Here is a 22,550-nt window from a genome sequence, read left to right as displayed (position 1 = left end):
GGCCCGCCTATGGGGCCTCGGGGTATCGGGTAACCCGTTGTGCGTTTCTTAAGGTTCTGATTCTGCGGTTTGTAAAGGGTTGGCATGCTCTCTGCATCAGTAGCCAGTAGAAAGACCGGTCTCTTTATTATTCACGATACAAGCTTATCGCCCGGTGAGCCGGTCTTTGCCAGGCGAGGAAGCAATGAAGGAGACGGACATGCCGGAACCCAAGCATTACGACACCATCATCGTGGGGGCGCGCGTGGCGGGCAGCTCCCTGGCCATACAGCTTGCGCGTGCGGGTCAGAAAGTGGCCGTGCTCGATCGCACGACGTTCCCGTCGGACACGCTTTCGACCCATGTTGTCTATCCCAATACGCTGAAGCGGATGGACGAACTCGGGGTCCTCGACCGGGTGCTGGAGAATGGTCCGCCCCCCCTGTATACCGCCTGGCATTATGACGGACAGATGGTGGTCGCCCCCCATACGCCAATTGCAGGACGTGACTGGGCGATCTGTGTGCGGCGGATCACCCTCGATTCGATCCTGGTGGATCAGGCCCGGTCTGATGGGGCCGAGGTCTTCGAGGGGTGCCAGGTCACGGGCCTGATCGGTGAAGCGACCGACACCGATCCGGTTCGTGGTGTCACCGCGTCCGGCCCCGAGGGTGAATTCACTCTGACGGCCGATGTGGTGGTGGGAGCGGACGGTGCCAACTCGTCGATCGCCCGGCTTGTCGGAGCAGAGAAGTACTCCGTCATGCCCAGCGAGACGATGCAGTACTTTGCTTACTGGAAGAATGCCGACGTTCGCAACACGCAGGACTTCTTCTTTGAGCCCCCCTGGATCGTCACCCACTTTCCTTCCGACAACGATCACCATGTGGTCTCGATCAACGGCCCCAAGAGTGAACGGAAGTCCATCAAGAATCTGGAAGAGTTCTATCTCTCCAAACTGGAATCCGTGCCTGCCTTGTGGGGCAGGCTTTCTCGGGCCGAAAAGGTCAGTCAGGTAAAGGGCACCACCCGTCTGGAAGGTTTCTACCGCCGGTCCACCGGTGCTGGCTGGGCGCTCACCGGCGACGCCGCGCACTTCAAGCATCCGGCGACCGCTCAGGGCATTGGTGACGCCCTGCATGCTGCCGAGGCTCTCGCACCGATGATTTGCAGCGGTACCTATCGGGATGAGTACCCGCAGTGGCGACACGAAGCGTCCCGGGAGCTGTATGCGTTCAGCAAGCATCTGGCCGAGGTGCCAACGCATGCCTCCATGGAACTCATGTTCAAGGCCCTGGTGCATGACCCGGATACCGCGCGCCGACTGTTCGACGTCTGGTCTCGTCGGTCGCGCCCGTGGGAGGACGTCATTCCGAATATCCCCGGAATGGAGGCCACTACGGGTACCAGTGTCGAGGACGTCCTGACACCGATCGAGAGCCAAGATGATCTCCGCAAGACCGCCTGATCTTTCCGGCTCCATGAGCAGCGTCGATGCGGCCAACCAGGAGGCGCTGGACAGGATCCGGTCGTGCGAACCGCACCTGACCGGGATCCGTGTCGCCGGAGAGGCCCTCGGCATGGCGGAGCGACAGCTGGGTCATGCCGGGCCCCCGTTCCGCGATCCTTCACGGATTCCGCCGGTTGTGCTTTCCGCACTCGCGGGGGCGGCGGTCCTGGAGGGCTGGGCCACCAACCATGAAGAAGGGCGCCGCCTGATTCTCGAAGGCTCAATCCGGCTTACGCCCAATCATGAGCTCGGTACCGCCTCTCCCATGGCCGGCGTGGTCCGACCCTCTCAACCGGTGATGGAGGTGCGCAACCGCGGTGGCTCCGAGACGGGGTTTGCCACCTTTGCGGAGGGTGGGCGCCAGGGCCTGCGGTTTGGTGTCTGGGGCTCCAGCGTGGTGCGTCACCTCGCGGAACTCGAGCAAAGGATTGCTCCGGCGATCGCGGCCGCCCTCCCGCAAGAAGGGTTGCCCGTTTGGCCGCTGGTTTCACAGGGACTGCGCCAGGGCGACGACATCCACCAGAGGAATGAGGCCTTCACGCAGGCCTTCATCGACGCACTGAAGGGTTTGCCGCCGGATGTCGCGGCGTGGCTAGGCGAAAACCCCCAGCACTGCCTCAACTACGCGATGGGTGCGGCCAAACTCGCCCTGGATACGGCCCGAGGTGTCTCCGGCAGTTCGATCGTGGTGTCCATTGCACGCAACGGCGATGAATGTGGCATCCAGCTCGCGGGTACCGGGGACCGCTGGTTCTGTGCCCCGTCCAATCTGCCTCGCGGCCAGTTGTTCGGGGAGTTCATGCCGGACGACTGCCAGCCCGACCTCGGAGACAGCGCGATCATGGAGACGATCGGCCTGGGCGGAGGTGCGGCGTTCTCGGCCCCGGAGCTCAATCGCAAGCTGGGTGTCGCACAGGATCAGGCCGACCGTGATGCCGTTGTCCAGCGTTCCTGGTTTCTCGCCGCAAATCCGTGGTTTGTGCCGCCGGATGTCCCCGACGCACGCGACTATGGCCTCGGGCTCGACGCGCGGAAGGTCGCCACTTCGCATGCCGAACTTCTGATCCATACCGGTATCGCCCACCGCGACGGCGCGACCGGCTGGATCGGCATCGGTCGTGTACGGGCGCCGGGTGCCTGTTTTTCACAGGCCGTGCAAACCCTGCAGGAGATTACTGATGCGCCATAGTCCCGATGTTGACTCGCATTCTCAGCCAGTCCCCGCTTCGGCCACAGAGCCCTCGGACGCGGGGTCCCTCGCTCAAGGCGATGGTTCCCCGCCGTCGGGCCACTCGCTCGGTACCTGGCTTGCGTTGCGCTGGCGTGACGTGCGCGGAACCGTGTCAACGGTTATCTGGTTTTTGCTGGCCTGGCTTCTGATTGGCGTCCTCTGGGAAGTAGCGGTGCACTTCCACTGGGTGCACGGCCGCATCCTGCCACCGCCCAGCGAAACGATCCCGTACCTTTTGTCGGGCCCTGCTCCTGCCGGTATCGGTACGCAGCAACTGACGTACGGCGGTGCCGTCCTCGACACCCTGGGTCGTATTGCCATCGGTTTTGTCCTTGGGGTCACCGTGGCCATTGTTATCGGGGTCATGATTTCCCTGGTTCGGCCATTCCGGAATCTGATCCTGCCCATCGTGCAGACCATCGCCCCCATCTCGCCGGTTGCATGGATTCCTTTTGCAATCGCCATTGTCGGTATTGGCGGTCCGGCGGCCATATTCGTGGTTTTCATGGCCATTATAGGTTCGATGACCATCTCGGTCGTGACCGCGATCGAAAATACCCCGCAGGAATATCTGATGGTCGCCCGCAACCTGGGGACCCGTGGGGTGCGTCTGTGGACGCATGTCATTCTGCCGTCGGCCGCCCCGACTCTCATCGAGACTGCCCGATTGAGTTTTTTTGCCGCATGGATGGCGGTCCTGGCCGGAGAGATGGCGGGCATCGATTCCGGCCTTGGCTATCTCATCATGCTGGGGCAGCAGATGTATAACATGAAGCTTGTCATGGTGGGCATCATTACGATCGGATTCCTTGGCTTCGCGATCGATCGAGCCCTGGTTCTGTTGAAGAAAAAGGCTGCATGGTGGGGGTCCCAGCAATGAATGATCATGCGCGCAACGTTCCAGCTCAGGATGCCGAAGTGATCTTCGAGGATGTGACGAAGAAATTCGATGGCCATCCTGCCATTGAGAATGTGAACTTTCGGGTCCCTCGAGGCAGCTTTACCGTCGTCATCGGACCCAGTGGCTGCGGAAAAAGCACCCTTCTGGGGATGGCGGCGGGCCTGTCCTCGCCCGACGAAGGCTATGTGTTTGCGAATGGTCGACAGGCCCTGGGTCCCACTCCGAAGACCGCGCTCCTGTTTCAAAGCTACAACCTTTTTCCGTGGCTTTCGGCCCAGGGGAACGTCGCATTCGCCCTGCGCAACCAGGGTTGCCGCCCTGCCGAGGCACGAAAACGGGCAAAGGCGCTTCTGGGCGCCGTCGGCCTGGGGGGCTGCATCCAAAAATACCCCATGCAGCTTTCCGGTGGGATGAAACAGCGGGTTGCGCTGGTGCGTGCCTTCGCCCTGAGTCCTCGGCTGCTGCTTCTGGATGAGCCGTTCGCAGCCCTCGATCACCAGACCAAGAAGCTCATGCACCAGTACCTCCTCATGACGTGGGAAGAAACCGGGTGTTCGGTCGTGATGGTGACGCACAGCCTGGATGAAGCGCTCGCGCTCGCCGACCGGATTGTTCTTGTGACGGGTTCGCCCGGGCGTGTTTCGGACATCATCGACGTTGATCTTCCGCGTCCAAGAGACCCCTTCGATGACGGCATGCGGGAGTTGCATGCACAACTGGAGAATCACCTGGAGCGCGAGGTTACAAGGGGAGAATTTACGGCCGAGGAACGAGAGATCCTGGGTGCGGCCGGCGGCAGCAAAAACTGAAAGAGGTTGACCAAGATGCCAAATGTGATTTTTGTCGAAAGTGACGGCCAGACCCACGAAGTGGAAGCCGAGGTCGGATCCTCGTTGATGGCATCCGCCGTGGGGAATGGCGTGCCGGGGATACTGGCCGATTGTGGCGGGGATTGCGCCTGTGCTACGTGCCATGTCTATGTGGATGATGACTGGTCCGAGCGGATCGGTCCGCCCAACCCCATGGAGGATGAACTCCTCTCTGCACGTGAAGACCGGCGGGACAACAGCCGCCTCTCCTGCCAGGTGAACATCGAACCGGACCATGAAGGGCTTCGGGTGTTTCTGCCCGAAGAGCAGTTCTGATGGAAACAGTGAACACCGGGACCTGTGACCTGGCGGTCGTGGGCGGGGGATTCACCGGCGCCTCGCTCGCCCTCCACCTGGCTCGCGAGAAAGCGGATCTCTCGATCGCTTTCTTCGAACCACGGGGGCGGCTGGGCTACGGGCTCGCCTATGACACCGCAGACCCGTTGCACCGCATTAACGTGCCGGCCGAAAAGATGACCGTCTTTGCGGATGCGCCTGACGATTTCCTGCAGTGGTGCTTGCACGAGGCGGGCGTCGACGAATTCGATCCGGATGCCAGAGGCGCGGACGGGCATTTGTATCCCGCGCGGGGCGATTTCGGACGATATGTGGAGGAGCGGCTCGCCGCACACCCCTTGCCTGTGGAGACGGTCCCTTCCGCCGCGAGGGTCGTGGAACGGATCTCCGGTGGTTTCCGGGTTGAGGCGGTGAACGGTCAATCGCTCGTAGCCCGGCGGCTGGTTCTCTGCAACAGCCATGGATCGCCGCAGTTTCCCTGGGCCACGGACAACGATGTTGTGGGGCATCCCCGGCGTCTGGATGACCCCTGGAAGCCCGAAGCGCTCGGGCGTATCGGAACGCGCGACGAGGTGCTGATTTTTGGTACGGGCCTGACCATGGCAGACACGGTGGTGGGCCTGCTGGACCGAGGCCACGTGGGTCCCATCCGGGCCGTATCCCGGCGTGGCCTGCTGCCCCGCCCGCACGGTTGCTCGTACGAACCCGTCCCGATCGATCCATGCCCGGGGGGCGAGACGCCCGGCCCCGCGAAGTTCCTGCGGATCATCCGCTCCATGCTCAGGGATGCGGAGAGCCGGGGAATGGAGTGGCAACCGGTGATCGAAGGCGTGCGTGCGGCGCTGCCGACGATCTGGCCGCAGTGGTCGATGCGGGAGCGTCGCTCGGTCCTCCGTCATCTGCGCCCGTACTGGGATACGCACCGTTACCGCCTGTCCCCGCAGGTCCTGCAGGTTCTGGCGGATGCACGCTCCAGCGGTCAGCTCACCGTGACGGCAGGATCCATCGTCGGCGTTCGGTTGGATGCAAGTGAAGACCGGTTCCGCGTGGGGATCAGGCCGAGGGGCTCGGAAGAAGCCAGAACGTTTTCCGCGGACTCGCTGGTTAACTGCATCGGCCCCGTGAGTGATATCCGGCGGTCACGTGACCCCCTGTTCTCGGGACTGCTGCAAAAGGAAATGATCGCGGCCGATTCGCTGGGCCTGGGCGTCCAGGTTGATCAGCAATGTCGGGTGCTGGATTCGGACCATGAAGTGGTGCCCGGGCTTTATGCCGCCGGCCCCCTGACGCGTTCGGTGTTCGGCGAGGTCATGGGCGTTCCCGAGATTGCGGCGCAGACCGCCGCGCTGTCCCGTGTGATTAAAAGGGACCCCTTGCCTGAAGCGCAGACATCACCGGACGAAGAGCGAGCGATGCTCTGAGATTCTCTCCATATGGAGTGAGGGGCGCCCGGCATGGAGCCGGGCAGGCGCCCTGGGCGCTGTCGCGTGGTTGCCGCCGTTCCCGGCGGCATGAGGCGTGTCCTTGAGAGGCCCGCCACGGAGGGTGATTAAAAATGCAAATCGCTAATGTTTGATAAAGGAGAAACCATGAGCAGCATCAGTTATCACAATGTCGAATCGGCCCCGGCGCCGGTCGCTCCCTATCACCATGCGGTCGAGGCGGATGGATGGCTTTATGTGACCGGCCAGTTGCCGATCGACCCGTACAATGACGGCGCTCCTCTTCCGGAGGGCATCGTCGCTCAGACCGAGCTGGTTTTTAAGAATATCCAGGAGATTCTCGATCAGGCCGGCTACAAGTTCACCGATGCAGTCTATGTGCGGATGTTCCTGACTCGGTTCCACGAAGATTTTGCCGGGATGAATACCGTTTATACCCAATATTTCGAGCGGGACACGCTTCCTGCCAGGACGACCGTTGGTGTGGCCGCGCTCGGGCGCGACGCCCTCGTGGAGATCGACATGGTCCTGTACCGAGGAAAATAAGATGAAGAGTGGCGGTGTGGTGATCGTGGGCGGTGGGCACGCGGCTGCGGAACTTGCGGCCCATCTGGTTCAGAACGGATACGAGGAGAGGGTCTCCATCATCTCCGAGGAGGACCGGGCTCCCTATCACAGGCCGCCACTCTCCAAGGGCGTTCTGGATGGCGCCCAGCAGCCGGAGGAGATTGCTCTTCGTCCGGAAAGATTCTACGAGGAGCGGGGCATTCAGCTGCTGCTCGGAAGAAAGGTGGTGCGGGTCGACCCGCAAGCCCGTGAGGTACTGCTGGATGACGGGTCGAGCGTCCGGTTCGAGAAACTCGTCATCGCTACCGGCGCTGCGCCGGTCGTTCCTCCGATTGAAGGGGCGGATCTTCCGGGGGTGTGCACGCTGCGCTCGCTGGAAGATGCGATCAGTCTTCGCGAGGCGTTCGGGAGGAGCAGCAGAGTGCTTCTTGTCGGCGGCGGGTACGTCGGCCTCGAGGTGGCGGCCAGTGCAAGGCGCATGGGCCTGGAGGTCGCGGTTCTTGAGGCGGGGGCAGAGGTGATGTCGCGGTCGGTCAGTCCGACGATCGGCGCTTTCATGCGAAGGATCCATGAAGGAAAGGGTGTGGAGATGAATCTCCGGGCCAGGGTGGAGAAGATCGAAGGGGATTCCCGTTGTCGGGGCGTAACTACGGCGGACGGGATGGTGCATGAGGCGGACCTGGTCGTGCTGGGGGTCGGGGCTGCACCGCGTGACGAGCTCGGGGTGGAATGCGGGCTGGCTTGCGACAGGGGGATTCGGGTCGACGAGTTCGGTTTTACGGGGGTGCCGGGCATCCATGCGATCGGTGACTGTTCGGTGATCCATGAGTCCGGCCGGGACGAGGGCCTGCGGCTCGAATCGGTCAGTGGCGCGGTGGGGCAGGCCCGTCGCCTGGCGGCGCATCTGACAGGACGGCCGGACCCCGGGCGCGACATCTTCAATTTCTGGACCCATCAGTACGACTACAAGGTTCAGGTGGCGGGTCTGCCGGGCGGTGACTGGGCGACGGAGATCGCCGGGAACATGGACGAGGGCGCGTTTGCGGTGTATCACACCGACGAGGAGGGTCGTGTGCAGGTGGTTGAGGCGGTGAACCAGCCCTCGGCATTCGTTCGGGGCAAGGCCGCTATCCGCAAGGGCGCGCCAGTCCCCGGGGGGTGAGGTACCCGCTCGCAACGAGTGGAAGGGTTTCAGTCGCGCCGGGGGCGCGTCTGGCAAGCCCGGTCGAACCGGACTGGCCCGCCCTGGGTCGCGGCCGCCGGTGACGACCGGAATGCATGCAAGGCTTGCCGGGCAGGTTACCATTCGTTCCTCGTGATAGCGGGGCCTGATCATTGATGGATTGCCTTCTCGAGGTGAGTCACCTCCAAACAGAACGTCTGGGGCCGCTGTCCCTCAGGCTGCAGCCCGGCGAGCTGGTGCAGATCACCGGCGCCTCCGGCGCGGGGAAGTCGCTGCTTCTGCGCGCGATCGCCGATCTGGATCCGAACACCGGCGAGGTGTGGCTGGACGGGCAGGCGCGTGACGCGCTGACGCCCCCGGAGTGGCGCCGGCAGGTGGCCTACGTCCCGGCGGAGACCGCCTGGTGGGGCGATCGCGTGGACGAGCATCTGCCCGCGGACTGGGCGCGCGACGATGCCGAGTCCTTCCTCGAGCATCTGGGGCTGGAACACGGCGCCCTGGACTGGGAGGTCGAACGACTGTCCAGTGGCGAGAAACAGCGACTGGGTCTGTTGCGGGCCCTGCTGACCGGGCCGCGCGTACTGCTGCTGGACGAACCCACCGCCAACCTCGACCTGGAGAACACCCGCCGCTTCGAGCGGCTGGTGCGGGCCTGGATGGCCGAACGCGAGGCCGCGGCCCTGTGGGTCACCCACGACACCCAGCAGCGCGACCGTCTGGGCGGGCGCATCCTGACGCTGAGTGACGGCCGGCCGGAGGGCACATCATGGACCTGATCCGGCTCAGCCCGTTCGACCTCGCGCTGGCGGCGGTACTGGTGGTGCTGCTCGCCGGCGGGACCATGTGGGCCCGCATGGGCGTGGGCCGTACCCTGCTGATCGCCGCCGTGCGCACCGTAATCCAGCTGTTGCTGGTGGGCCTGGTGCTGCAGACCCTGTTCGATCATGCCCACCTGGGCTGGGTCGCGCTGATGGCGGTGGTGATGCTGGCGGTGGCCGGCTACGAGGTGATGGCCCGCCAGCAGCGACGTTTTGCCGGGATCTGGGGCTACGGGATCGGCGCGGCCACCATGTTCGTGTCCTCGTTCGCGATTACCGTGCTGGCACTGACCACCATGGTCGGCCCCAGCCCGTGGTGGGAGCCGCAGTACGCGATCCCGCTGCTGGGGATGCTGCTGGGCAACACCATGACCGGCATCGCCCTGGGCCTGGACCGGCTCACGCAGAACGTCTGGCGCGAGCGGCGCACCATCGAGGGCCGGCTGGCGCTGGGGGCGTCGTGGAGCGAGGCCGTCACCACCATGCGCCGCGAGGCGGCGCGTTCCGGACTGATGCCCACCATCAACGCGATGGCCGCCGCGGGCATCGTCAGCCTGCCGGGCATGATGACCGGACAGATCCTCGCCGGCGCCCCGCCGGTGGAGGCGGTCAAGTACCAGATCCTGATCATGTTCCTGATCGCCGCCGGCACCGGCTTCGGCGCCATCGGCGCGGTGTGGTTCGCATCCAGCCGCCTGTTCGACCACCGCCAGCGCCTGCGCCTGGACCGTCTGAAGCCCGGACGCCACACCTGAAGACGAACGAACGGAACGCGTCAGACGGTCAGGTGCTCCCGGACCAGGTCATCGCTCAGTTCGCCCATTTCGCCGCCGGCCACGATCTGGCCGTTGTTGATGATGTCGAAGCGGTCGGCGGTGGCCCTGGCAAACGGCAGCTTCTGTTCGACCAGGAGGATCGTCAGGCCCATCTCGGTGTTGAGCAGCCGGATGACGTCGCTGATCTCGCGCACGATGTTCGGCTGGATGCCCTCGATCGGTTCGTCCAGCAGCAGGATGGAGGGGTTCAGCACCAGGGCACGGCCGATCGCCAGCTGCTGTTGCTGCCCGCCCGACAGGTCGCCACCGCGGCGGCGTGCCATGTCCTTGAGCACCGGGAAGAGTTCATACACCCGTTCCGGAATGTCGCGGGAGCGTTTGCTGGCGAGGGCGACCTGCAGGTTTTCCTCCACGGTCAGGCGCGGGAAGATCTCCCGGCCCTGGGGCACGTAGCCCAGACCCAGCCGCCCGCGTTCGTGGGGCTTGCGGCGGCTGATGTCCTCGCCCTGAAACAGGATCTTCCCGCTCGCGATCGGCAGCAGGCCCATCACGCATTTCAGGAGCGTACTCTTGCCCATCCCGTTGCGGCCCATCAGGCAGTTGGTTCTGCCTTCAAGGATGTCCAGGTCGATGTCGCGCAGGATGTGGCTGCCGCCGTAATACTGGTTGAGGCCTTCGATCCGAAGCACGTTCAGGTCCTCCCGTGGAATGTTCGAGACGCGGGCGTGCGGATGGTCCCGGTATGGATCGGTGCCACGACTCAGTCCTCCTCGCCCAGGTAGACCTCGCGTACCCGCGGATCGGCCTGAACTTCGTCCATGCGGCCCTCGGCGAGAACGCTGCCCTGATGCAGGACCGTGACCTGGCGGGCGATGGACCGCACGAAGTCCATGTCGTGTTCCACCACCACCACGGAATGGCGGCCGGCGAGGCTGGTCAGCAGTTCGGCGGTCGCCTCGGTCTCCTGGCCGGTCATCCCGGCCACCGGCTCGTCCACCAGCAGCAGGCGCGGCTTCTGCATCAGCAGCGACCCGATTTCCAGCCACTGTTTCTGCCCGTGCGACAGCGAGCCGGCCGGGGCGTCGCGCCGCTCCGTCAGGCCGATCAGCTCCAGGGTCTCGTCCAGCTGATCCCGCTGTTCGCCGTTCAGTTTCCAGGTCAGACTGGTCAGCAGGCCGCGGTCGGCGTGCAGGGCCAGCTCCAGGTTTTCGTGCACCGAATGGTTTTCGAAGACGGTCGGCTTCTGGAACTTGCGCCCGATCCCCTTGCCCGCGATCTCGTGTTCCTTCAGACGGAGCAGATTGATCCGGTTGCCAAACCACGCGGTGCCCGCATCCGGACGGGTCTTGCCGGTGATCACGTCCATCAGGGTGGTCTTGCCGGCCCCGTTCGGGCCGATGATGCAGCGCAGTTCGCCGTCGCCGATGTACAGGGTGAGGTCATCCAGCGCGCGGAATCCGTCGAACGACTTGGTGATGCCCTCCAGGTACAGCGCCATGCCGTGCGAGACGTCGAGCGCCGGGTTCTCCGCGGGGTTGTTGACGAGGTCGAACACCCGGTCCCGGCGCATCGTCTCGCGGAACCGTTCGAGACTTTGCGACACGCCGTTCATGCCTTGCCCTCCTTGCGGCGCGAAAACAGGCCGATCACCCCGCGTGGCATCAGCAGCGTGACGAAGATGAAGATGCCGCCGAGGATGAACAGCCAGAGATCGGGGTGGGCACTGGTGGCCCAGGTCTTGACCACGTTCACCACGCCGGCGCCGAGGATGGCCCCGACCAGCGTTCCTCGGCCCCCCAGCGCGACCCAGATCGCCATCTCGATGGATGCGGAGGGCACCATTTCCGAGGGGTTGATGACGCCGGTCTGCGGGACGTAGAGCGCGCCGGCGACCCCGCACAGGACCGCGGAGACCACCCAGACGAACAGCTTGTAGCGCAGCGGATCGTAACCGGTGAAGCGCACGCGGTTCTCGGCATCCCGCACGGCCGTGAGGACCCGCCCGAGCTTGGAGGTCACGATCCAGCGGCACAGCAGGTAGGCCAGGATCAGTGCGAAGGCCGAGACCCAGAACAGGACCAGCCGGGCCTGCGGGGTGCCGAGATCGAGCCCCAGCAGATAGGTGAAGTTCGTCAGTCCGGTGTCGCCGCCGAACCCCGTCTCGGTGCGGAAGAACAGGTGCATCCCGCCGAAGGTGAGCGCCTGCGTAATGATGGCGAAATACACCCCCCGGACCCGGGAACGAAACGCCAGTACGCCGAACACGAACGCCAGCACCCCGGGGACCAGGGCGATCATCAGCAGGGTAAAGAGGAACGAATCGAAGCCCGCCCAGTACCAGGGCCAGTCGCTGTAATCCAGCCACTGCAGGAAGTTGGGCAGGCGGTCCTCGTAGCTGACCCGCGTGAGATGGGCGCCCATCACGTAGCCGCCCATGGCGAAGAAGACCCCGTGGCCCAGGGACAGGATCCCGGTGTAGCCCCAGATCAGATCCAGGGCCAGGGCGACCATGGCCAGGGCGAGGAAACGACCCGCGAGGGTGACCATCCAGCCCGGCATGTGGAACGGGGAATCGGGGGGCACGAACCAGTACAGCACCGGGACCACCACCAGTGCCAGGAACGCGAGGATCGCGAGGATGACCCAGGCGGTCCCGCCGTGCAGCCGGCCGAGATGGGAGATTGCGCTGGACGAATGCATGAAGACGGTCTCCTAATCGTCGGCCGAGCGGCCCTTCAGGGCGAAGATCCCCTGAGGACGCCACTGAATGAACAGGATGATGGCGGCGAACACGATGATGGTGCCGAGTACGGCGCCGACCGCCGGTTCCAGGAATTTGGTGGTCACGCCGATCCCCAGCGCGCTCAGCACGGGACCGAACAGACTGCCCACGCCGCCCAGCACGACGACCATGAACGACTCCACGATGTAGTTCTGGCCCATCTCCGGGCCCACGTTCACGATCTGGGACAGCGCGACCCCGCCCAGGCCGGCCACGCCGGCGCCCATGCCGAAGGTCCACATGTCGACCCGGCGCGCGGGGACGCCCAGACAGGCGGCCATGTCCCGGTTCTGCATGACCGCGCGGACCTCGAGGCCCAGACGCGTCCGGTTCATCAGCACCCAGACCAGCCCGACGACGAAGATCGCGAACACGATGACCCCGACGCGCGAGGTGGACAGACTGACCCCCTGCATGATCTGCACGCTGCCGGAGAACCACGGCGGGCTGGCGACGCTGACGTTCTGTGCACCGAAGATCATGCGGACGGACTGAATCAGGACCAGGCTGATGCCCCAGGTGGCCAGCAGCGTCTCCAGCGGACGAGTGTAAAGAAAACGGATCACGCCGCGTTCCATGGCAATGCCCACGGCACCGGCCGTCAGAAAGGCCAGTGGGACCGCTGCAATCAGGTAGTAATGGAAATGCTGCGGAATCAGGAGGGCGAACAGGGCCTGGGTCATGAAGGTCGTGTAGGCCCCGACCATCAGCAGTTCGCCGTGGGCCATGTTGATCACGCCCATCAGACCGAAGATGATCGCCAGGCCCATGGCGGCCAGCAGCAGCACGCTGCCCATCGAAAGTCCATAGACGAGGTCGGACACGAAGCGGGCCGTGCGTTCACGCTGCTCGATTGCACGAACCCCGGCCGCGGCGGCTTCGCGGATCTCCGGGTTCGTCTCCACGGGCTGGCCGTCGTCGTCGCGTTCCAGCAGGGCCTGCAGATCGCTGCGCAGGCGACTGGCCCGCACCTCGGCCACGATCTCGACGGCTTCCAGCCGACGGGCATCGTCCTCGCTGTCGAGGTCCAGCTGGGCCAGGGCAATGTTCAGAAGGCGTTCCGTTTCCGCGCCCGTTTCCTCGTCGAGGGCGGCGACGATGGCATCGCGCATCTCCGGACGGGGGCGTTCCGCCAGTTCTTCGGCCGCGGCGAGGCGGGCGGCCGGGTCGTCCGCGAAGATCTGCAGCGCGCCGATGGTCGGGCGCAGGATCCGGCGGATGGGGTTGGTCGCACGCGGTTCGTTCAGATCGCCTGTGTCCAGATCCTCCCGGGGTTCACCGGTAATGGCCTCCCGGAATGTCCCGTCGCGGGCATCCTCGATGATCAGGGTCTCGTCATCGGTGAAAAACAGCCGACGGTCGCGCAGCGCCAGCAGGGCGGGCAGCGTGTCCGCGTCCTGACTGGCCGCGATGTCCTCGATGGCGGCCTGCAGCGCCCGGATGTCCTGAGTGGCCATGGCCCGCAGGAGTTCTGCCGTATCTTCGGCAAGCCCTTCGTCGCTGACTTCGGCCAGTTCGGCTTCCAGTTGTTCTTCCTGCTCTTCTTCGAGCTGCTCGGCCTGTTCCCGGGCTTCTTCCATGGCCGCCGATGCGCCCGGTGACAGCAGGGGCGTCACGAGCAGCGCGCACAGCAGGCCGGTGGCGACACGTGCGGTGAGTCGCATGATTCTCTCTCCTCAGGGTGCCCCGCCACGGATGCGCGGGGGGCAATCGGGAAGGCCGGCACCGGTGTGGTGCCGGCCGGACGTACCCGGACTCAGAAGCGCAGGTCGTAGGTGGGTTCTTCGCAGTCGCCGCAGACCCAGGGGTAGCGCCAGTTCGCTACACGGTCTTCGTTACCTTCGACGTAATCGCTCCACGGCTCGGCGCGGACCACGTCATCGGTTTCCCAGACCGGGAAGAACTGACCATCCGGCTGGATCTCGCCAATGATCACGGGCTTGTGCAGATGGTGGTTCTCGTCGTCCATGCACACCTCGAACCCGGACGGCGCATCGACGCACTGCCCGTACACCGCCTGGCGAACGGCGTCGACGTCCGTCGTGCCTGCCTGCAGGACCGCCTGGGCCCACATGCGCATGCCGATGTGCGTGGCTTCCATCGGATCGTTGGTCACCCGGTCGGAACCGCCGGACAGGCCTTCCTGTTCCACGTATTCCATCCACCGCTCGGTGAAGCGTTCGTTCTCCGGGGTCTCGATGGACATGAAGTAGTTCCAGGCGGCGAGGTGGCCCGCGAGGGGGTCGGTGTCCATGCCGCGGAGTTCTTCCTCGCCCACCGAAGTCGCCAGTACCGGAACGTCGATGGGATCAATGCCCTGGTTGGCCAGCTCCTGGTAGAACGCCACGTTGGAATCGCCATTGATGGTGTTGATCACCGCGGTGGGGCCATCCTGGGAGAAGCTGTCGATGTCGCTGACCAGCGTCTGGAAATCGGCATGTTCGAACGGGAAGTAGACCTCCTCGATGGCGTCGTCCGAAATCCCGTGGGCATTCAGATAGGCACGCACGATGCGGTTGGTGGTCCGCGGGAAGACGTAGTCAGTGCCGACCAGGAAGAAGCGCTCGGCGCCGCCGCCCTCGTCGCTCATCAGATATTCCACGCCGGGCAGGGTCTGCTGGTTCGGCGCGGCGCCGGTGTAAAAGATGTTGCGCGAGGACTCCTCGCCCTCGTACTGGACCGGATAGAACATCAGCCCGTTGAGTTCCTCGAGGACCGGCAGGACCGCTTCACGGGACACTGATGTCCACGAGCCGAAGATGACGTCCACGTTCTCGCGCTCGATCATCTCGCGGGCGTGTTCGGCGTAGGTGGGCCAGTCGGAGCCGGGGTCCATCACCACCGGTTCGAGTTCGCGGCCCAGCAGGCCGCCGTTTTCGTTGATGTCCTCGATGGTCATCAGGGCCACGTCCCGGAGGGACGTCTCGCTGATGGCCATCGTGCCCGACAGCGAGTGGAGGATGCCCACCTTGATCGGATCTTCATCGGCCTGTGCGGTTATGCCTCCGCCGGTTGCCAGGCCCAGGGCCAGTGCGACACCGGTGGCGGTGCGGGTGGCCCGGCGCGCGAGCGAAATTTGCGGGGGGTGGCTCGTGTTTGGATGCATCGATTGTCTCCGTTCTCCGCTAGGGATCGTTTCCAGGGAACAACCCGGCACTCCGTAATACCGGCGCCGGACATTCCCGGGGCAGCAAGCTGTGTGCCATGAACGGAAAACGGGGTCTTGCGCCCGGTGTCCGCAGTCATCTCCGGTCGGGAGGGGAGGGCGGACTGCATGCACATGGTGCATCTGTCTCGTGATGGGGCGGAGGTTGCCGCACGGGTGTGCATCGTCCGCCGGGCGGTCGCTGCTCAGGCCGATTCCCTGGCGGGGAGCATTCCATGCTCGATGATGAACCGGACGACTTCATCCAGGCCCTCGCCCGTGCGCATGTTCGTGAAGACAAACGGGCGCTCGCCGCGCATGCGCCGACTGTCGCGGTCCATGACCTCCAGCGATGCACCGACCCCCTCGGCGAGATCGATCTTGTTGATCACCAGCAGGTCGGAACGGGTCACGCCGGGCCCCCCCTTGCGCGGGATCTTGTCGCCCGCGCAGACGTCGATCACGTAGATCGTCAGATCGGACAGCTCCGGGCTGAACGTCGCGGACAGGTTGTCGCCGCCGCTCTCGACGAATACGACCTCGAGGCCGGGAAAACGGATGCCGAGGTCGGCCAGGGCCGACAGGTTCATCGAGGCATCCTCGCGGATCGCCGTGTGCGGGCACCCGCCGGTCTCCACCCCGACGATGCGTTCGGCCTCCAGCGCATCGTGGCGGGTCAGGAACTCGGCATCCTCGCGGGTGTAGATGTCGTTGGTGACCACGGCGATGCTGTACATCTCGCGCATGCGCTGACACAGGGCCTGGAGCAGGGCGGTCTTGCCGGAGCCGACCGGCCCGCCGATGCCGACGCGCAGGACTCGGGGATTCAGTGACATGGGTGCCTCCTGGGAATTTCGCTAACTGCGGAACAGGCGTGAATACTGGGTTTCGTGCAGGGCGCTGGCGATGGCGACACCGACGGCTGTGCCGCCGATCGCCGCGTCGTCCCGCGCAAGCCCCTCCCGTGCCGCCTCGCCGATGGTCGAGGCCAGGCGGTGGAGCACGCGCTGGCCGGCGGTCTGCCCAAGCGGGACCAGCTTGATCGCGGCCGCCACCTGGTTCTCGCACCAGGACCAGAGGATTGCCTCGGCCCCTTCCTCGACGGGGATGGACCAGCGCACCAGCGCCAGCGCGAACAGCGTGGCCCAGGTGGCGTCGGGATGACCCTGCCACCGGTCGGCTTCGTTCAGATCGAGCTCGGACAGCAGGCGCGCCAGCGCCTGCCCGAGGTGACGGTCTTCGGCGCGCAGTTCGCGGGTCTCGCGACTGGCGCTCAGCCACGCACTGAACCGTTCGACGGCCGCGTCGTTGTCCTCCAGCCAGGCCCGGTGCAGGCGTGCGAGCAGGGGGATGTCGACCCGGCTCAGGCTGTGGCGGATCTGGCCCTGCATCCAGTCGGCCACCGCGTCCTCGTCCGCGATCCAGCCCGCCTCGATGGCCCATTCCATGCCGCCGGAATAGCTGTAGGTCCCCACCGGCAGCGTGGGGCTCACCAGTTGCCAGAGACGCCGCCGTGCCAGCCCCGGGTCATCCAGCTCCGGGTCAGTGCGAGTGGCCATGGCCGTGACCGCCGTGGGCGTGTCCGTGCCCGTAGGCACCGGCCTCCGGCTCGAACGCGGCGTGTTCGAAGACCGGATCGAGCCCGATGCCGCGCAGCATGTCGTCCAGCACGTGGTCGTGCAGGTAACGCAGCCGGCCCGGACCAATCTGCAGGGCGATGTGGCGGTTGCCCAGATGGTAGGCCGCGCGCGCGAGCAGCAGCGGGTCTTCGCAGTACACGGTGCTGACCGGTTCCGGCGCGGCACGCACCGTGACCCACTCGCCGCTTTCGGCGCGCAGGGCGGACCCGTCGCGCAGCATGCCGCCCCGCTCGAGGAATACGCCGACCTCGTCGCCGGTGTCGAGAGTGGCCCGGAAGCGGCTCTTCATCCGTGTCTCGACCGGCAGATGCAGGGTTCCGGTCACGGTGGTCAGGGCGCTCTCGGCGCGTTCGATCAGGCGAATCATGGGGACCTCAGAACAGGAAGTAACGCTGGCTCAGCGGCAGCTCGGTAGCGGGTTCGCAGGTCAGAAGCTCGCCGTCGGCACGGACCTCGTAGGTCTCCGGGTCCACCTCCATCTTCGGCAGCCAGTCGTTCAGCCGCATGTCCTGCTTGCCGATCTCGCGGCAGCCGCGGACCGCGACCAGCCTTCGCTCCAGACCCAGCTGGTCGCCGATCCCGGCGGTCAGGGCGGCCTGCGAGACGAAGCTGACGGAGGTGCCGGTCATGGCCGGGCCGTAGCTGCCGAACATCGGCCGGTAATGCACCGGCTGTGGCGTGGGGATGGAGGCGTTGGGGTCGCCCATCGGGGCCGAGGCGATCATCCCGCCCTTGATGATCAGCGCCGGCTTGACGCCGAAAAAGGCCGGATCCCACAGGACCAGGTCGGCCAGCTTGCCGGGTTCGACGGAGCCCACTTCGTGGGCCATGCCATGCGCCAGCGCGGGATTGATGGTGTATTTGGCGACATAGCGCTGTGCGCGGAAATTGTCGTGCTCGGACGGATCGCGAGTCAGGGAGCCGCGCTGGGTCTTCATCTTGTGGGCGGTCTGCCAGGTCCGCAGGATCACCTCACCCACGCGTCCCATCGCCTGCGAGTCCGAGGCGATCACGGAGAACGCACCGAGGTCGTGCAGGATGTCCTCCGCGGCGATGGTCTCGCGCCGGATCCGGCTCTCGGCGAACGCGACGTCCTCCGCGATCTGCGGGTCCAGATGGTGGCAGACCATCAGCATGTCCAGGTGTTCGTCGATGGTGTTCACCGTGAACGGCCGCGTGGGATTGGTGCTGGACGGCAGGACGTGGGCTTCGCCGCAGGCCCTGATGATGTCCGGGGCATGGCCGCCGCCGGCGCCCTCGGTGTGATAGGTGTGGATGGTGCGCCCCTTGAACGCCGCCAGGGTGTCCTCGACAAAGCCGGATTCGTTCAGGGTGTCGGTGTGGATGCAGACCTGGACATCATGGGCATCGGCGACCGACAGCGCGCAGTCGATGGCGGCCGGGGTTGTGCCCCAGTCCTCGTGCAGCTTCAGGCCCAGTGCCCCCGCCTCGACCTGCGCGTGCAGGGCGCCGGGTCCGCTGGCGTTCCCCTTGCCCAGAAAGCCCAGGTTCATCGGGAATGCCTCGGCGGCCTTCAGCATCTGCTGGATGTGCCAGGGGCCGGGGGTGCAGGTGGTGGCGTTGGTGCCGGTTGCGGGGCCGGTACCGCCACCCACCATGGTCGTGATGCCGGAGGTCAGGGCCTCTTCGATCTGCTGCGGACAGATGAAGTGGATATGGGCATCGATGCCGCCGGCGGTCAGGATCCGTCCCTCGCCGGCGATGACCTCGGTTCCCGGGCCGATCACGATGTCGACACCCGGCTGGGTATCCGGGTTGCCGGCCTTGCCCACCGCGTGGATCCGGCCCTGCTTCAGGCCGACATCGGCCTTGACCACGCCCCAGTAGTCGAGGATGACCGCGTTGGTGATCACGGTGTCCACCACGGCTTCGTCGTGCCGCTGGCTCTGGCCCATGCCGTCGCGGATCACCTTGCCGCCGCCGAATTTGACCTCGTCGCCGTAGACGGTCCAGTCGCGCTCCACCTGGATCAGCAGCGCGGTGTCGCCCAGTCGCAGGCGATCGCCGGTGGTGGGGCCGAACATCTCGGCATAGGCGCGGCGGGGAATGGTCTGGCTCATTGCGCATCTCCGTCCAGCGGGCCACCGATACGGCCCTGGAATCCGAACACCCGGCGCTCCCCGGCGTAGGCCACCAGCTGCACGCTGCGGGTCTGCCCCGGTTCAAAACGCACGGCCGTACCCGCCGGTATGTCCAGGCGGAAGCCTTGTGCGCGCTCGCGGTCGAAGCGCAGGGCGTTGTTGGTCTCGAAGAAGTGATAGTGGGAACCGACCTGGACGGGCCGGTCGCCGCTGTTGGCCACCTCCAGGGTGACGGTGTCGCGGCCGGCGTTCAGGGTGATGTCGCCGTCCGCGGGCAGGAGTTCACCGGGGATCATCGGGGCGCTTCCTCTCAACGGATGGGTTCGTGAACGGTGACCAGTTTGACCCCGTCCGGGAAGGTCGCCTCGACCTGTACCTCCGGGATCATCTCCGGGACGCCTTCGAGTACGTCGTCACGGGTCAGTACCTCGCCGCCCAGGCTCATCAGCTCCGCGACCGAACGGCCGTCTCGGGCCCCCTCGAGGATGGCCGCCGAAATCAGCGCCATGGCCTCCGGGTAGTTGAGCTTCAGCCCGCGCGCCTGGCGGCGTTCCGCCAGCAGAGCGGCCGTGAACAGCAGCAGCTTGTCTTTCTCGCGTGGGGTCAGTTCCATGGATCTTCCGGTGGTCAGGTGTTCCAGATACGGGGGGTGCACGGGGGGCGCCCGATGACCGGCTCGCGCAGGAAGGCCCAGGCCCGCTGCAGCAGCGCGCGCACGGTCTCCGCGCCATGGCCCAGACAACGCAGGAACAGGACATCCCCGATCCGCGAGATGCCCAGGCGCAGTGCTTCGGGTGTTCCGAGATGCTCGCGCAGTGCCGGTTCGAGTCCCTCGGGGGCCGGGGTGGCCACGAGCTGGCCCACCACCGGGAAGCCGTCGAGGCCCCACGGGCGGCTCAGCAGGGGGTCGCCATGGGCCAGATCGAGGCGGTCATGCACCAGCGGTCGGCCTTCGCGTTCGATACACAGATCCTGGGTGCAGGCTCCGCCCTCGTAGTGATCGCCGTGCGCCGGGCGTCCCAGGCACAGGACATCCCAGGTGCAAAGGCGCGCGCCGGGTCCCAGGCGGAAGTGGTTGTGCAGCGTCACGCGGGAGCGACCGTGCAGGATGGTTTCCGTCGGCAGGAACTCCAGGCTCGCGTCGGGCCCCACCGTGAAGCCTTGTTCCTGGCGGGCGCTGTCCGTCCGCGTCCGGTAGAACTTGGCCGCGGCAGGGGTGGTGAGCAGAGCCCGGCTGCCGGCGTCCAGCTCCGCTTCCAGCTGCAGGCGATCGCCGCCGGCGACGCCCCCGGGGGGATGGATCACGTAGCAGTGGCAGACGTCGCCTTCGGGGAAGAAGCTTCGCTGCACCAGCAGAGGGCCCTCGTGACGACGGCGGACCAGCCGGGTCCGTCCGCCATGCGAGGCGAAGCCCAGCTCCAGGCGCCCGAGCCATCCGTCCCGGGTCTCCGGTGTGGTCTCTGTAGCTCCGGCCAGTTCCACGGGGGTGATGTCCACGTCCCTAGACCACCAGCAACAGATAGACGCTGGCGGCGACCATGGCCCCTCCGGCTGCCTGCCCCACCGGACGCTCGAGAGCCGTATCGCGTATCCGGGAGGCGGCCAGTGTGCCGGCGGTCAGCATCAGGGTACTGGCCAGCAGGAAGCCGGCGGCGAATCTCAGTGCGGACAGGTCGGCCGCCATTTCGGCACCGTGGGCGAAGCCGTGCAGTGCGGCGAAGCCGGCCGCGATCGCGGCGGTCACCACCAGCGGGAGACGTGTGCCGAGAAAGACCAGCACGCCGGTCAGCAAAAGCGAGGCGAGGATGCCGAATTCGACGGTCGGCAGCGGTCCTTGCGCCATGCCGAGGGCGAAGGCGAGCGCCAGAGTGGCCAGTACCGCCGTACCGGAGATCAGAGTGCCCGGGATTCGCTGTGAGCGGGCCATCCAGAACCCGATTCCGAGCAGGACCAGCAGGTGATCGAGGCCGGTGAACGGGTGCAGAAATCCCGCAGCGAAGCCCGCATGTTCGTGGACGTGGTGCCCGTGGTGGGGATGGGCCAGCGCCATCACGGGCGCAAGAAACAGAACAACGAATGCGATGCAGCGTCGATGCAGCATGGTTCTCCTCGCTTGAATCTCGGTGCGGCGCGCAGGAATGCGCCGGCAGTAATCCGAGTAAGCAGGAGCCATGCCATGGTCGCCCCGAAAGCGTTGCGGAGCGTGGTGCCGGGCCAGGGAGCGCCGGTCTGCGGAGCTAATGTTTCGTCGTGGTGCAGCCCGTTTCGGGGGCATGCATCAAGATGGATCAGGCTGCCCTGAAAGTGTGCGAGCGCGGGAGGTTTTGAGGCGGTGTCTGCTGATGCCGGGCGGATGCCGGAAGGCGTGCAGAGGCGTTACTCCCGGCTGAAGCCGACACCCCGCGCCGGCCCGGCGCCGGGGTGGCGGACCGGCGCGGCCGGATCAGGCGAACAGCTTGCGGCGGAAGAATTCCGGGGTGGCGCCGGCGGCGCGGTGGATGGCCGCGTTGTAGTAGTGCGTGACGAACGGGATCTCCTCCGCGGCTTCTTCACGCAGGAAGGACACCGGGGCGTCCTTGGAGGCGATGGTGCAGGTCCACCAGCCGGAGGGGTAGGTGGGCTGAGGGAAGTGCATGGTCAGGGCGTCGATGAAGCCGGCGCCGCGCATGCTGTCGTGCATCGGCCGCAGGATGCTGTCGGTATGCAGCAGGGGGGATTCGCTCTGTTGCACCAGCAGGCCATCGGAGCCCAGGGCCTTCACGCAGTCGCGGTAGAAATCCGCGGAGAACAGGCCCTCGGCCGGGCCCACCGGGTCGGTGGAGTCGACGATGATCACGTCGATGGAGCCCGGTTCCGCGTCCTTGATGTACTGGATGCCGTCGTCGAACAGGAGTTCGGCGCGCGGGTCGTCGTTGGCGTCGCACAGCTCGGGGAAATACTGCTCGGACAGGCGGGTCACGCGTTCGTCGATGTCCACCTGCGTGGCCTTCTCCACCTCGTCGTGCTTGAGCACCTCGCGCAGGGTGCCGCAATCGCCGCCGCCGATGATCACCACGTTCTTCGGCGCGTTGTGCGAATACAGCACCGGATGCGACATCATCTCGTGGTAGATGAAGTTGTCGCGGCCGGTGAGCATCACGAAGCCGTCAATCACCATCAGGTTGCCGAAGCCCGTGGTCTCGAAGATCTCGATCTTCTGATAGGGCGTCTGCTCCTCGTGGAGCTTTTTCGTGATGCGCAGGGACATCGCGATGTCGCGGTCGGGCTCGGTGAACCAGTTGTCGTCGAGTGCCATCGGGCGGGCTCCC

At 65.7% G+C, this 22,550-nt stretch carries 24 protein-coding genes; 10 read left to right on the top strand and 14 right to left on the bottom strand.

The features are described from left to right. Window positions 1–199: 199 nt before the first annotated feature. From D893_RS09820 to fetB, 10 genes are all read left to right on the top strand, one after another. Entirely contained in the window at window positions 200–1,447 is a 1,248-nt protein-coding gene (locus D893_RS09820) for an NAD(P)/FAD-dependent oxidoreductase (RefSeq protein ID WP_110619682.1), read from the top strand. After that, window positions 1,425–2,678: a DUF1116 domain-containing protein gene (locus D893_RS09815; RefSeq protein WP_246863909.1), complete on the top strand. Its 1,254-nt coding sequence runs from the start codon at window positions 1,425–1,427 to the stop codon at window positions 2,676–2,678. Before D893_RS09820 ends, D893_RS09815 begins: the two co-directional genes overlap by 23 nt. Continuing rightward, entirely contained in the window at window positions 2,668–3,600 is a 933-nt protein-coding gene (locus tag D893_RS09810; protein ID WP_018946699.1) for an ABC transporter permease, read from the top strand. The genes D893_RS09815 and D893_RS09810 overlap by 11 nt, the downstream gene beginning before the upstream one ends. Then, the gene (locus tag D893_RS09805; RefSeq protein ID WP_244263437.1) at window positions 3,597–4,430 is read left to right on the top strand and encodes an ABC transporter ATP-binding protein; all 834 of its coding nucleotides are present in this window, start codon (window positions 3,597–3,599) and stop codon (window positions 4,428–4,430) included. Before D893_RS09810 ends, D893_RS09805 begins: the two co-directional genes overlap by 4 nt. Before the next feature lie 15 nt (window positions 4,431–4,445). Continuing rightward, window positions 4,446–4,766 carry a 2Fe-2S iron-sulfur cluster-binding protein gene (locus tag D893_RS09800; RefSeq protein ID WP_024329285.1) on the top strand — a complete coding sequence of 107 codons (321 nt, stop codon included), beginning with the start codon at window positions 4,446–4,448 and terminating at the stop codon, window positions 4,764–4,766. Then, complete coding sequence (locus tag D893_RS09795; protein WP_018946702.1) at window positions 4,766–6,208, top strand: FAD-dependent oxidoreductase; 1,443 nt, start codon at window positions 4,766–4,768, stop codon at window positions 6,206–6,208. The genes D893_RS09800 and D893_RS09795 overlap by 1 nt, the downstream gene beginning before the upstream one ends. 168 nt (window positions 6,209–6,376) lie before the next feature. Further along, entirely contained in the window at window positions 6,377–6,775 is a 399-nt protein-coding gene (locus D893_RS09790) for a RidA family protein (protein ID WP_018946703.1), read from the top strand. A gap of 16 nt (window positions 6,776–6,791) precedes the next feature. Then, the gene (locus D893_RS09785; protein ID WP_246863908.1) at window positions 6,792–7,958 is read left to right on the top strand and encodes an FAD-dependent oxidoreductase; all 1,167 of its coding nucleotides are present in this window, start codon (window positions 6,792–6,794) and stop codon (window positions 7,956–7,958) included. 176 nt (window positions 7,959–8,134) lie between these two features. Continuing rightward, window positions 8,135–8,755 carry an ATP-binding cassette domain-containing protein gene (locus D893_RS09780; protein ID WP_018946705.1) on the top strand — a complete coding sequence of 207 codons (621 nt, stop codon included), beginning with the start codon at window positions 8,135–8,137 and terminating at the stop codon, window positions 8,753–8,755. Then, complete coding sequence (fetB, locus tag D893_RS09775) at window positions 8,746–9,552, top strand: iron export ABC transporter permease subunit FetB (protein WP_110619681.1); 807 nt, start codon at window positions 8,746–8,748, stop codon at window positions 9,550–9,552. The genes D893_RS09780 and fetB overlap by 10 nt, the downstream gene beginning before the upstream one ends. A 20-nt stretch (window positions 9,553–9,572) precedes the next feature. Here the strand turns inward: fetB and urtE are convergent, their stop codons facing one another. The 14 genes from urtE to speE all read right to left on the bottom strand — a co-directional run bounded on the left by urtE (window position 9,573) and on the right by speE (window position 22,537). After that, window positions 9,573–10,262: an urea ABC transporter ATP-binding subunit UrtE gene (urtE, locus tag D893_RS09770; protein WP_019589970.1), complete on the bottom strand. Its 690-nt coding sequence runs from the start codon at window positions 10,260–10,262 to the stop codon at window positions 9,573–9,575. Between the two features lie 71 nt (window positions 10,263–10,333). After that, window positions 10,334–11,185 carry an urea ABC transporter ATP-binding protein UrtD gene (gene urtD, locus D893_RS09765; protein WP_019591535.1) on the bottom strand — a complete coding sequence of 284 codons (852 nt, stop codon included), beginning with the start codon at window positions 11,183–11,185 and terminating at the stop codon, window positions 10,334–10,336. Further along, on the bottom strand, window positions 11,182–12,273 hold the full coding sequence (gene urtC / locus D893_RS09760) for an urea ABC transporter permease subunit UrtC (protein ID WP_110619680.1): 1,092 nt from the start codon (window positions 12,271–12,273) through the stop codon (window positions 11,182–11,184). Before urtC ends, urtD begins: the two co-directional genes overlap by 4 nt. 12 nt (window positions 12,274–12,285) lie before the next feature. Continuing rightward, window positions 12,286–14,019 (bottom strand): urea ABC transporter permease subunit UrtB, encoded by a 1,734-nt coding sequence (urtB, locus tag D893_RS09755; protein ID WP_110619679.1) that lies wholly within the window; start codon window positions 14,017–14,019, stop codon window positions 12,286–12,288. 92 nt (window positions 14,020–14,111) lie between these two features. Beyond that, the gene (urtA, locus tag D893_RS09750; protein WP_018869204.1) at window positions 14,112–15,461 is read right to left on the bottom strand and encodes an urea ABC transporter substrate-binding protein; all 1,350 of its coding nucleotides are present in this window, start codon (window positions 15,459–15,461) and stop codon (window positions 14,112–14,114) included. Window positions 15,462–15,706: 245 nt separating this feature from the next. Continuing rightward, window positions 15,707–16,336 carry an urease accessory protein UreG gene (gene ureG / locus D893_RS09745; RefSeq protein WP_018869205.1) on the bottom strand — a complete coding sequence of 210 codons (630 nt, stop codon included), beginning with the start codon at window positions 16,334–16,336 and terminating at the stop codon, window positions 15,707–15,709. 21 nt (window positions 16,337–16,357) lie between these two features. Next, window positions 16,358–17,059, bottom strand: coding sequence for an urease accessory protein UreF (locus tag D893_RS09740; RefSeq protein ID WP_110619678.1), 702 nt, complete (start codon window positions 17,057–17,059; stop codon window positions 16,358–16,360). Then, entirely contained in the window at window positions 17,043–17,507 is a 465-nt protein-coding gene (ureE, locus tag D893_RS09735; protein ID WP_110619677.1) for an urease accessory protein UreE, read from the bottom strand. The genes D893_RS09740 and ureE overlap by 17 nt, the downstream gene beginning before the upstream one ends. 7 nt (window positions 17,508–17,514) lie before the next feature. Continuing rightward, window positions 17,515–19,221, bottom strand: coding sequence for an urease subunit alpha (gene ureC, locus D893_RS09730; RefSeq protein WP_110619676.1), 1,707 nt, complete (start codon window positions 19,219–19,221; stop codon window positions 17,515–17,517). Beyond that, window positions 19,218–19,538: an urease subunit beta gene (locus D893_RS09725; protein ID WP_110619675.1), complete on the bottom strand. Its 321-nt coding sequence runs from the start codon at window positions 19,536–19,538 to the stop codon at window positions 19,218–19,220. The genes ureC and D893_RS09725 overlap by 4 nt, the downstream gene beginning before the upstream one ends. 14 nt (window positions 19,539–19,552) lie before the next feature. Beyond that, a complete protein-coding gene (gene ureA, locus D893_RS09720; protein ID WP_018869210.1) occupies window positions 19,553–19,855 on the bottom strand; it encodes an urease subunit gamma in 303 nt (100 codons plus the stop codon). A 14-nt stretch (window positions 19,856–19,869) separates the two neighbouring features. Continuing rightward, window positions 19,870–20,733: an urease accessory protein UreD gene (locus D893_RS09715; RefSeq protein WP_210434094.1), complete on the bottom strand. Its 864-nt coding sequence runs from the start codon at window positions 20,731–20,733 to the stop codon at window positions 19,870–19,872. A gap of 10 nt (window positions 20,734–20,743) precedes the next feature. Then, on the bottom strand, window positions 20,744–21,343 hold the full coding sequence (locus tag D893_RS09710) for a HupE/UreJ family protein (protein WP_110619673.1): 600 nt from the start codon (window positions 21,341–21,343) through the stop codon (window positions 20,744–20,746). A 342-nt stretch (window positions 21,344–21,685) separates the two neighbouring features. Then, entirely contained in the window at window positions 21,686–22,537 is an 852-nt protein-coding gene (speE, locus tag D893_RS09705) for a polyamine aminopropyltransferase (RefSeq protein ID WP_110619672.1), read from the bottom strand. Window positions 22,538–22,550: the final 13 nt, after the last annotated feature.

The organism is Thioalkalivibrio sp. ALE21 (assembly GCF_003208255.1).
Classification (GTDB): domain Bacteria; phylum Pseudomonadota; class Gammaproteobacteria; order Ectothiorhodospirales; family Ectothiorhodospiraceae; genus Thioalkalivibrio; species Thioalkalivibrio halophilus.
This window is presented reverse-complemented; position numbering and strand designations above follow the sequence as displayed.

Coding starts and splice junctions, on each gene's coding strand:
- ureA (WP_018869210.1), bottom strand. CDS start 19,855: ATGGAACTGACCCCACGCGAGAAAGACAAGCTGCTGCTGTTCACGGCC.
- urtC (WP_110619680.1), bottom strand. CDS start 12,273: ATGCATTCGTCCAGCGCAATCTCCCATCTCGGCCGGCTGCACGGCGGG.
- D893_RS09725 (WP_110619675.1), bottom strand. CDS start 19,538: ATGATCCCCGGTGAACTCCTGCCCGCGGACGGCGACATCACCCTGAAC.
- D893_RS09800 (WP_024329285.1), top strand. CDS start 4,446: ATGCCAAATGTGATTTTTGTCGAAAGTGACGGCCAGACCCACGAAGTG.
- ureE (WP_110619677.1), bottom strand. CDS start 17,507: ATGATTCGCCTGATCGAACGCGCCGAGAGCGCCCTGACCACCGTGACC.
- ureC (WP_110619676.1), bottom strand. CDS start 19,221: ATGAGCCAGACCATTCCCCGCCGCGCCTATGCCGAGATGTTCGGCCCC.
- urtD (WP_019591535.1), bottom strand. CDS start 11,185: ATGAACGGCGTGTCGCAAAGTCTCGAACGGTTCCGCGAGACGATGCGC.
- urtB (WP_110619679.1), bottom strand. CDS start 14,019: ATGCGACTCACCGCACGTGTCGCCACCGGCCTGCTGTGCGCGCTGCTC.
- D893_RS09805 (WP_244263437.1), top strand. CDS start 3,597: ATGAATGATCATGCGCGCAACGTTCCAGCTCAGGATGCCGAAGTGATC.
- D893_RS09795 (WP_018946702.1), top strand. CDS start 4,766: ATGGAAACAGTGAACACCGGGACCTGTGACCTGGCGGTCGTGGGCGGG.
- D893_RS09815 (WP_246863909.1), top strand. CDS start 1,425: ATGATCTCCGCAAGACCGCCTGATCTTTCCGGCTCCATGAGCAGCGTC.
- D893_RS09790 (WP_018946703.1), top strand. CDS start 6,377: ATGAGCAGCATCAGTTATCACAATGTCGAATCGGCCCCGGCGCCGGTC.
- D893_RS09740 (WP_110619678.1), bottom strand. CDS start 17,059: ATGGCCACTCGCACTGACCCGGAGCTGGATGACCCGGGGCTGGCACGG.
- speE (WP_110619672.1), bottom strand. CDS start 22,537: ATGGCACTCGACGACAACTGGTTCACCGAGCCCGACCGCGACATCGCG.
- D893_RS09710 (WP_110619673.1), bottom strand. CDS start 21,343: ATGCTGCATCGACGCTGCATCGCATTCGTTGTTCTGTTTCTTGCGCCC.
- ureG (WP_018869205.1), bottom strand. CDS start 16,336: ATGTCACTGAATCCCCGAGTCCTGCGCGTCGGCATCGGCGGGCCGGTC.
- urtA (WP_018869204.1), bottom strand. CDS start 15,461: ATGCATCCAAACACGAGCCACCCCCCGCAAATTTCGCTCGCGCGCCGG.
- fetB (WP_110619681.1), top strand. CDS start 8,746: ATGGACCTGATCCGGCTCAGCCCGTTCGACCTCGCGCTGGCGGCGGTA.
- D893_RS09780 (WP_018946705.1), top strand. CDS start 8,135: ATGGATTGCCTTCTCGAGGTGAGTCACCTCCAAACAGAACGTCTGGGG.
- D893_RS09820 (WP_110619682.1), top strand. CDS start 200: ATGCCGGAACCCAAGCATTACGACACCATCATCGTGGGGGCGCGCGTG.
- D893_RS09810 (WP_018946699.1), top strand. CDS start 2,668: ATGCGCCATAGTCCCGATGTTGACTCGCATTCTCAGCCAGTCCCCGCT.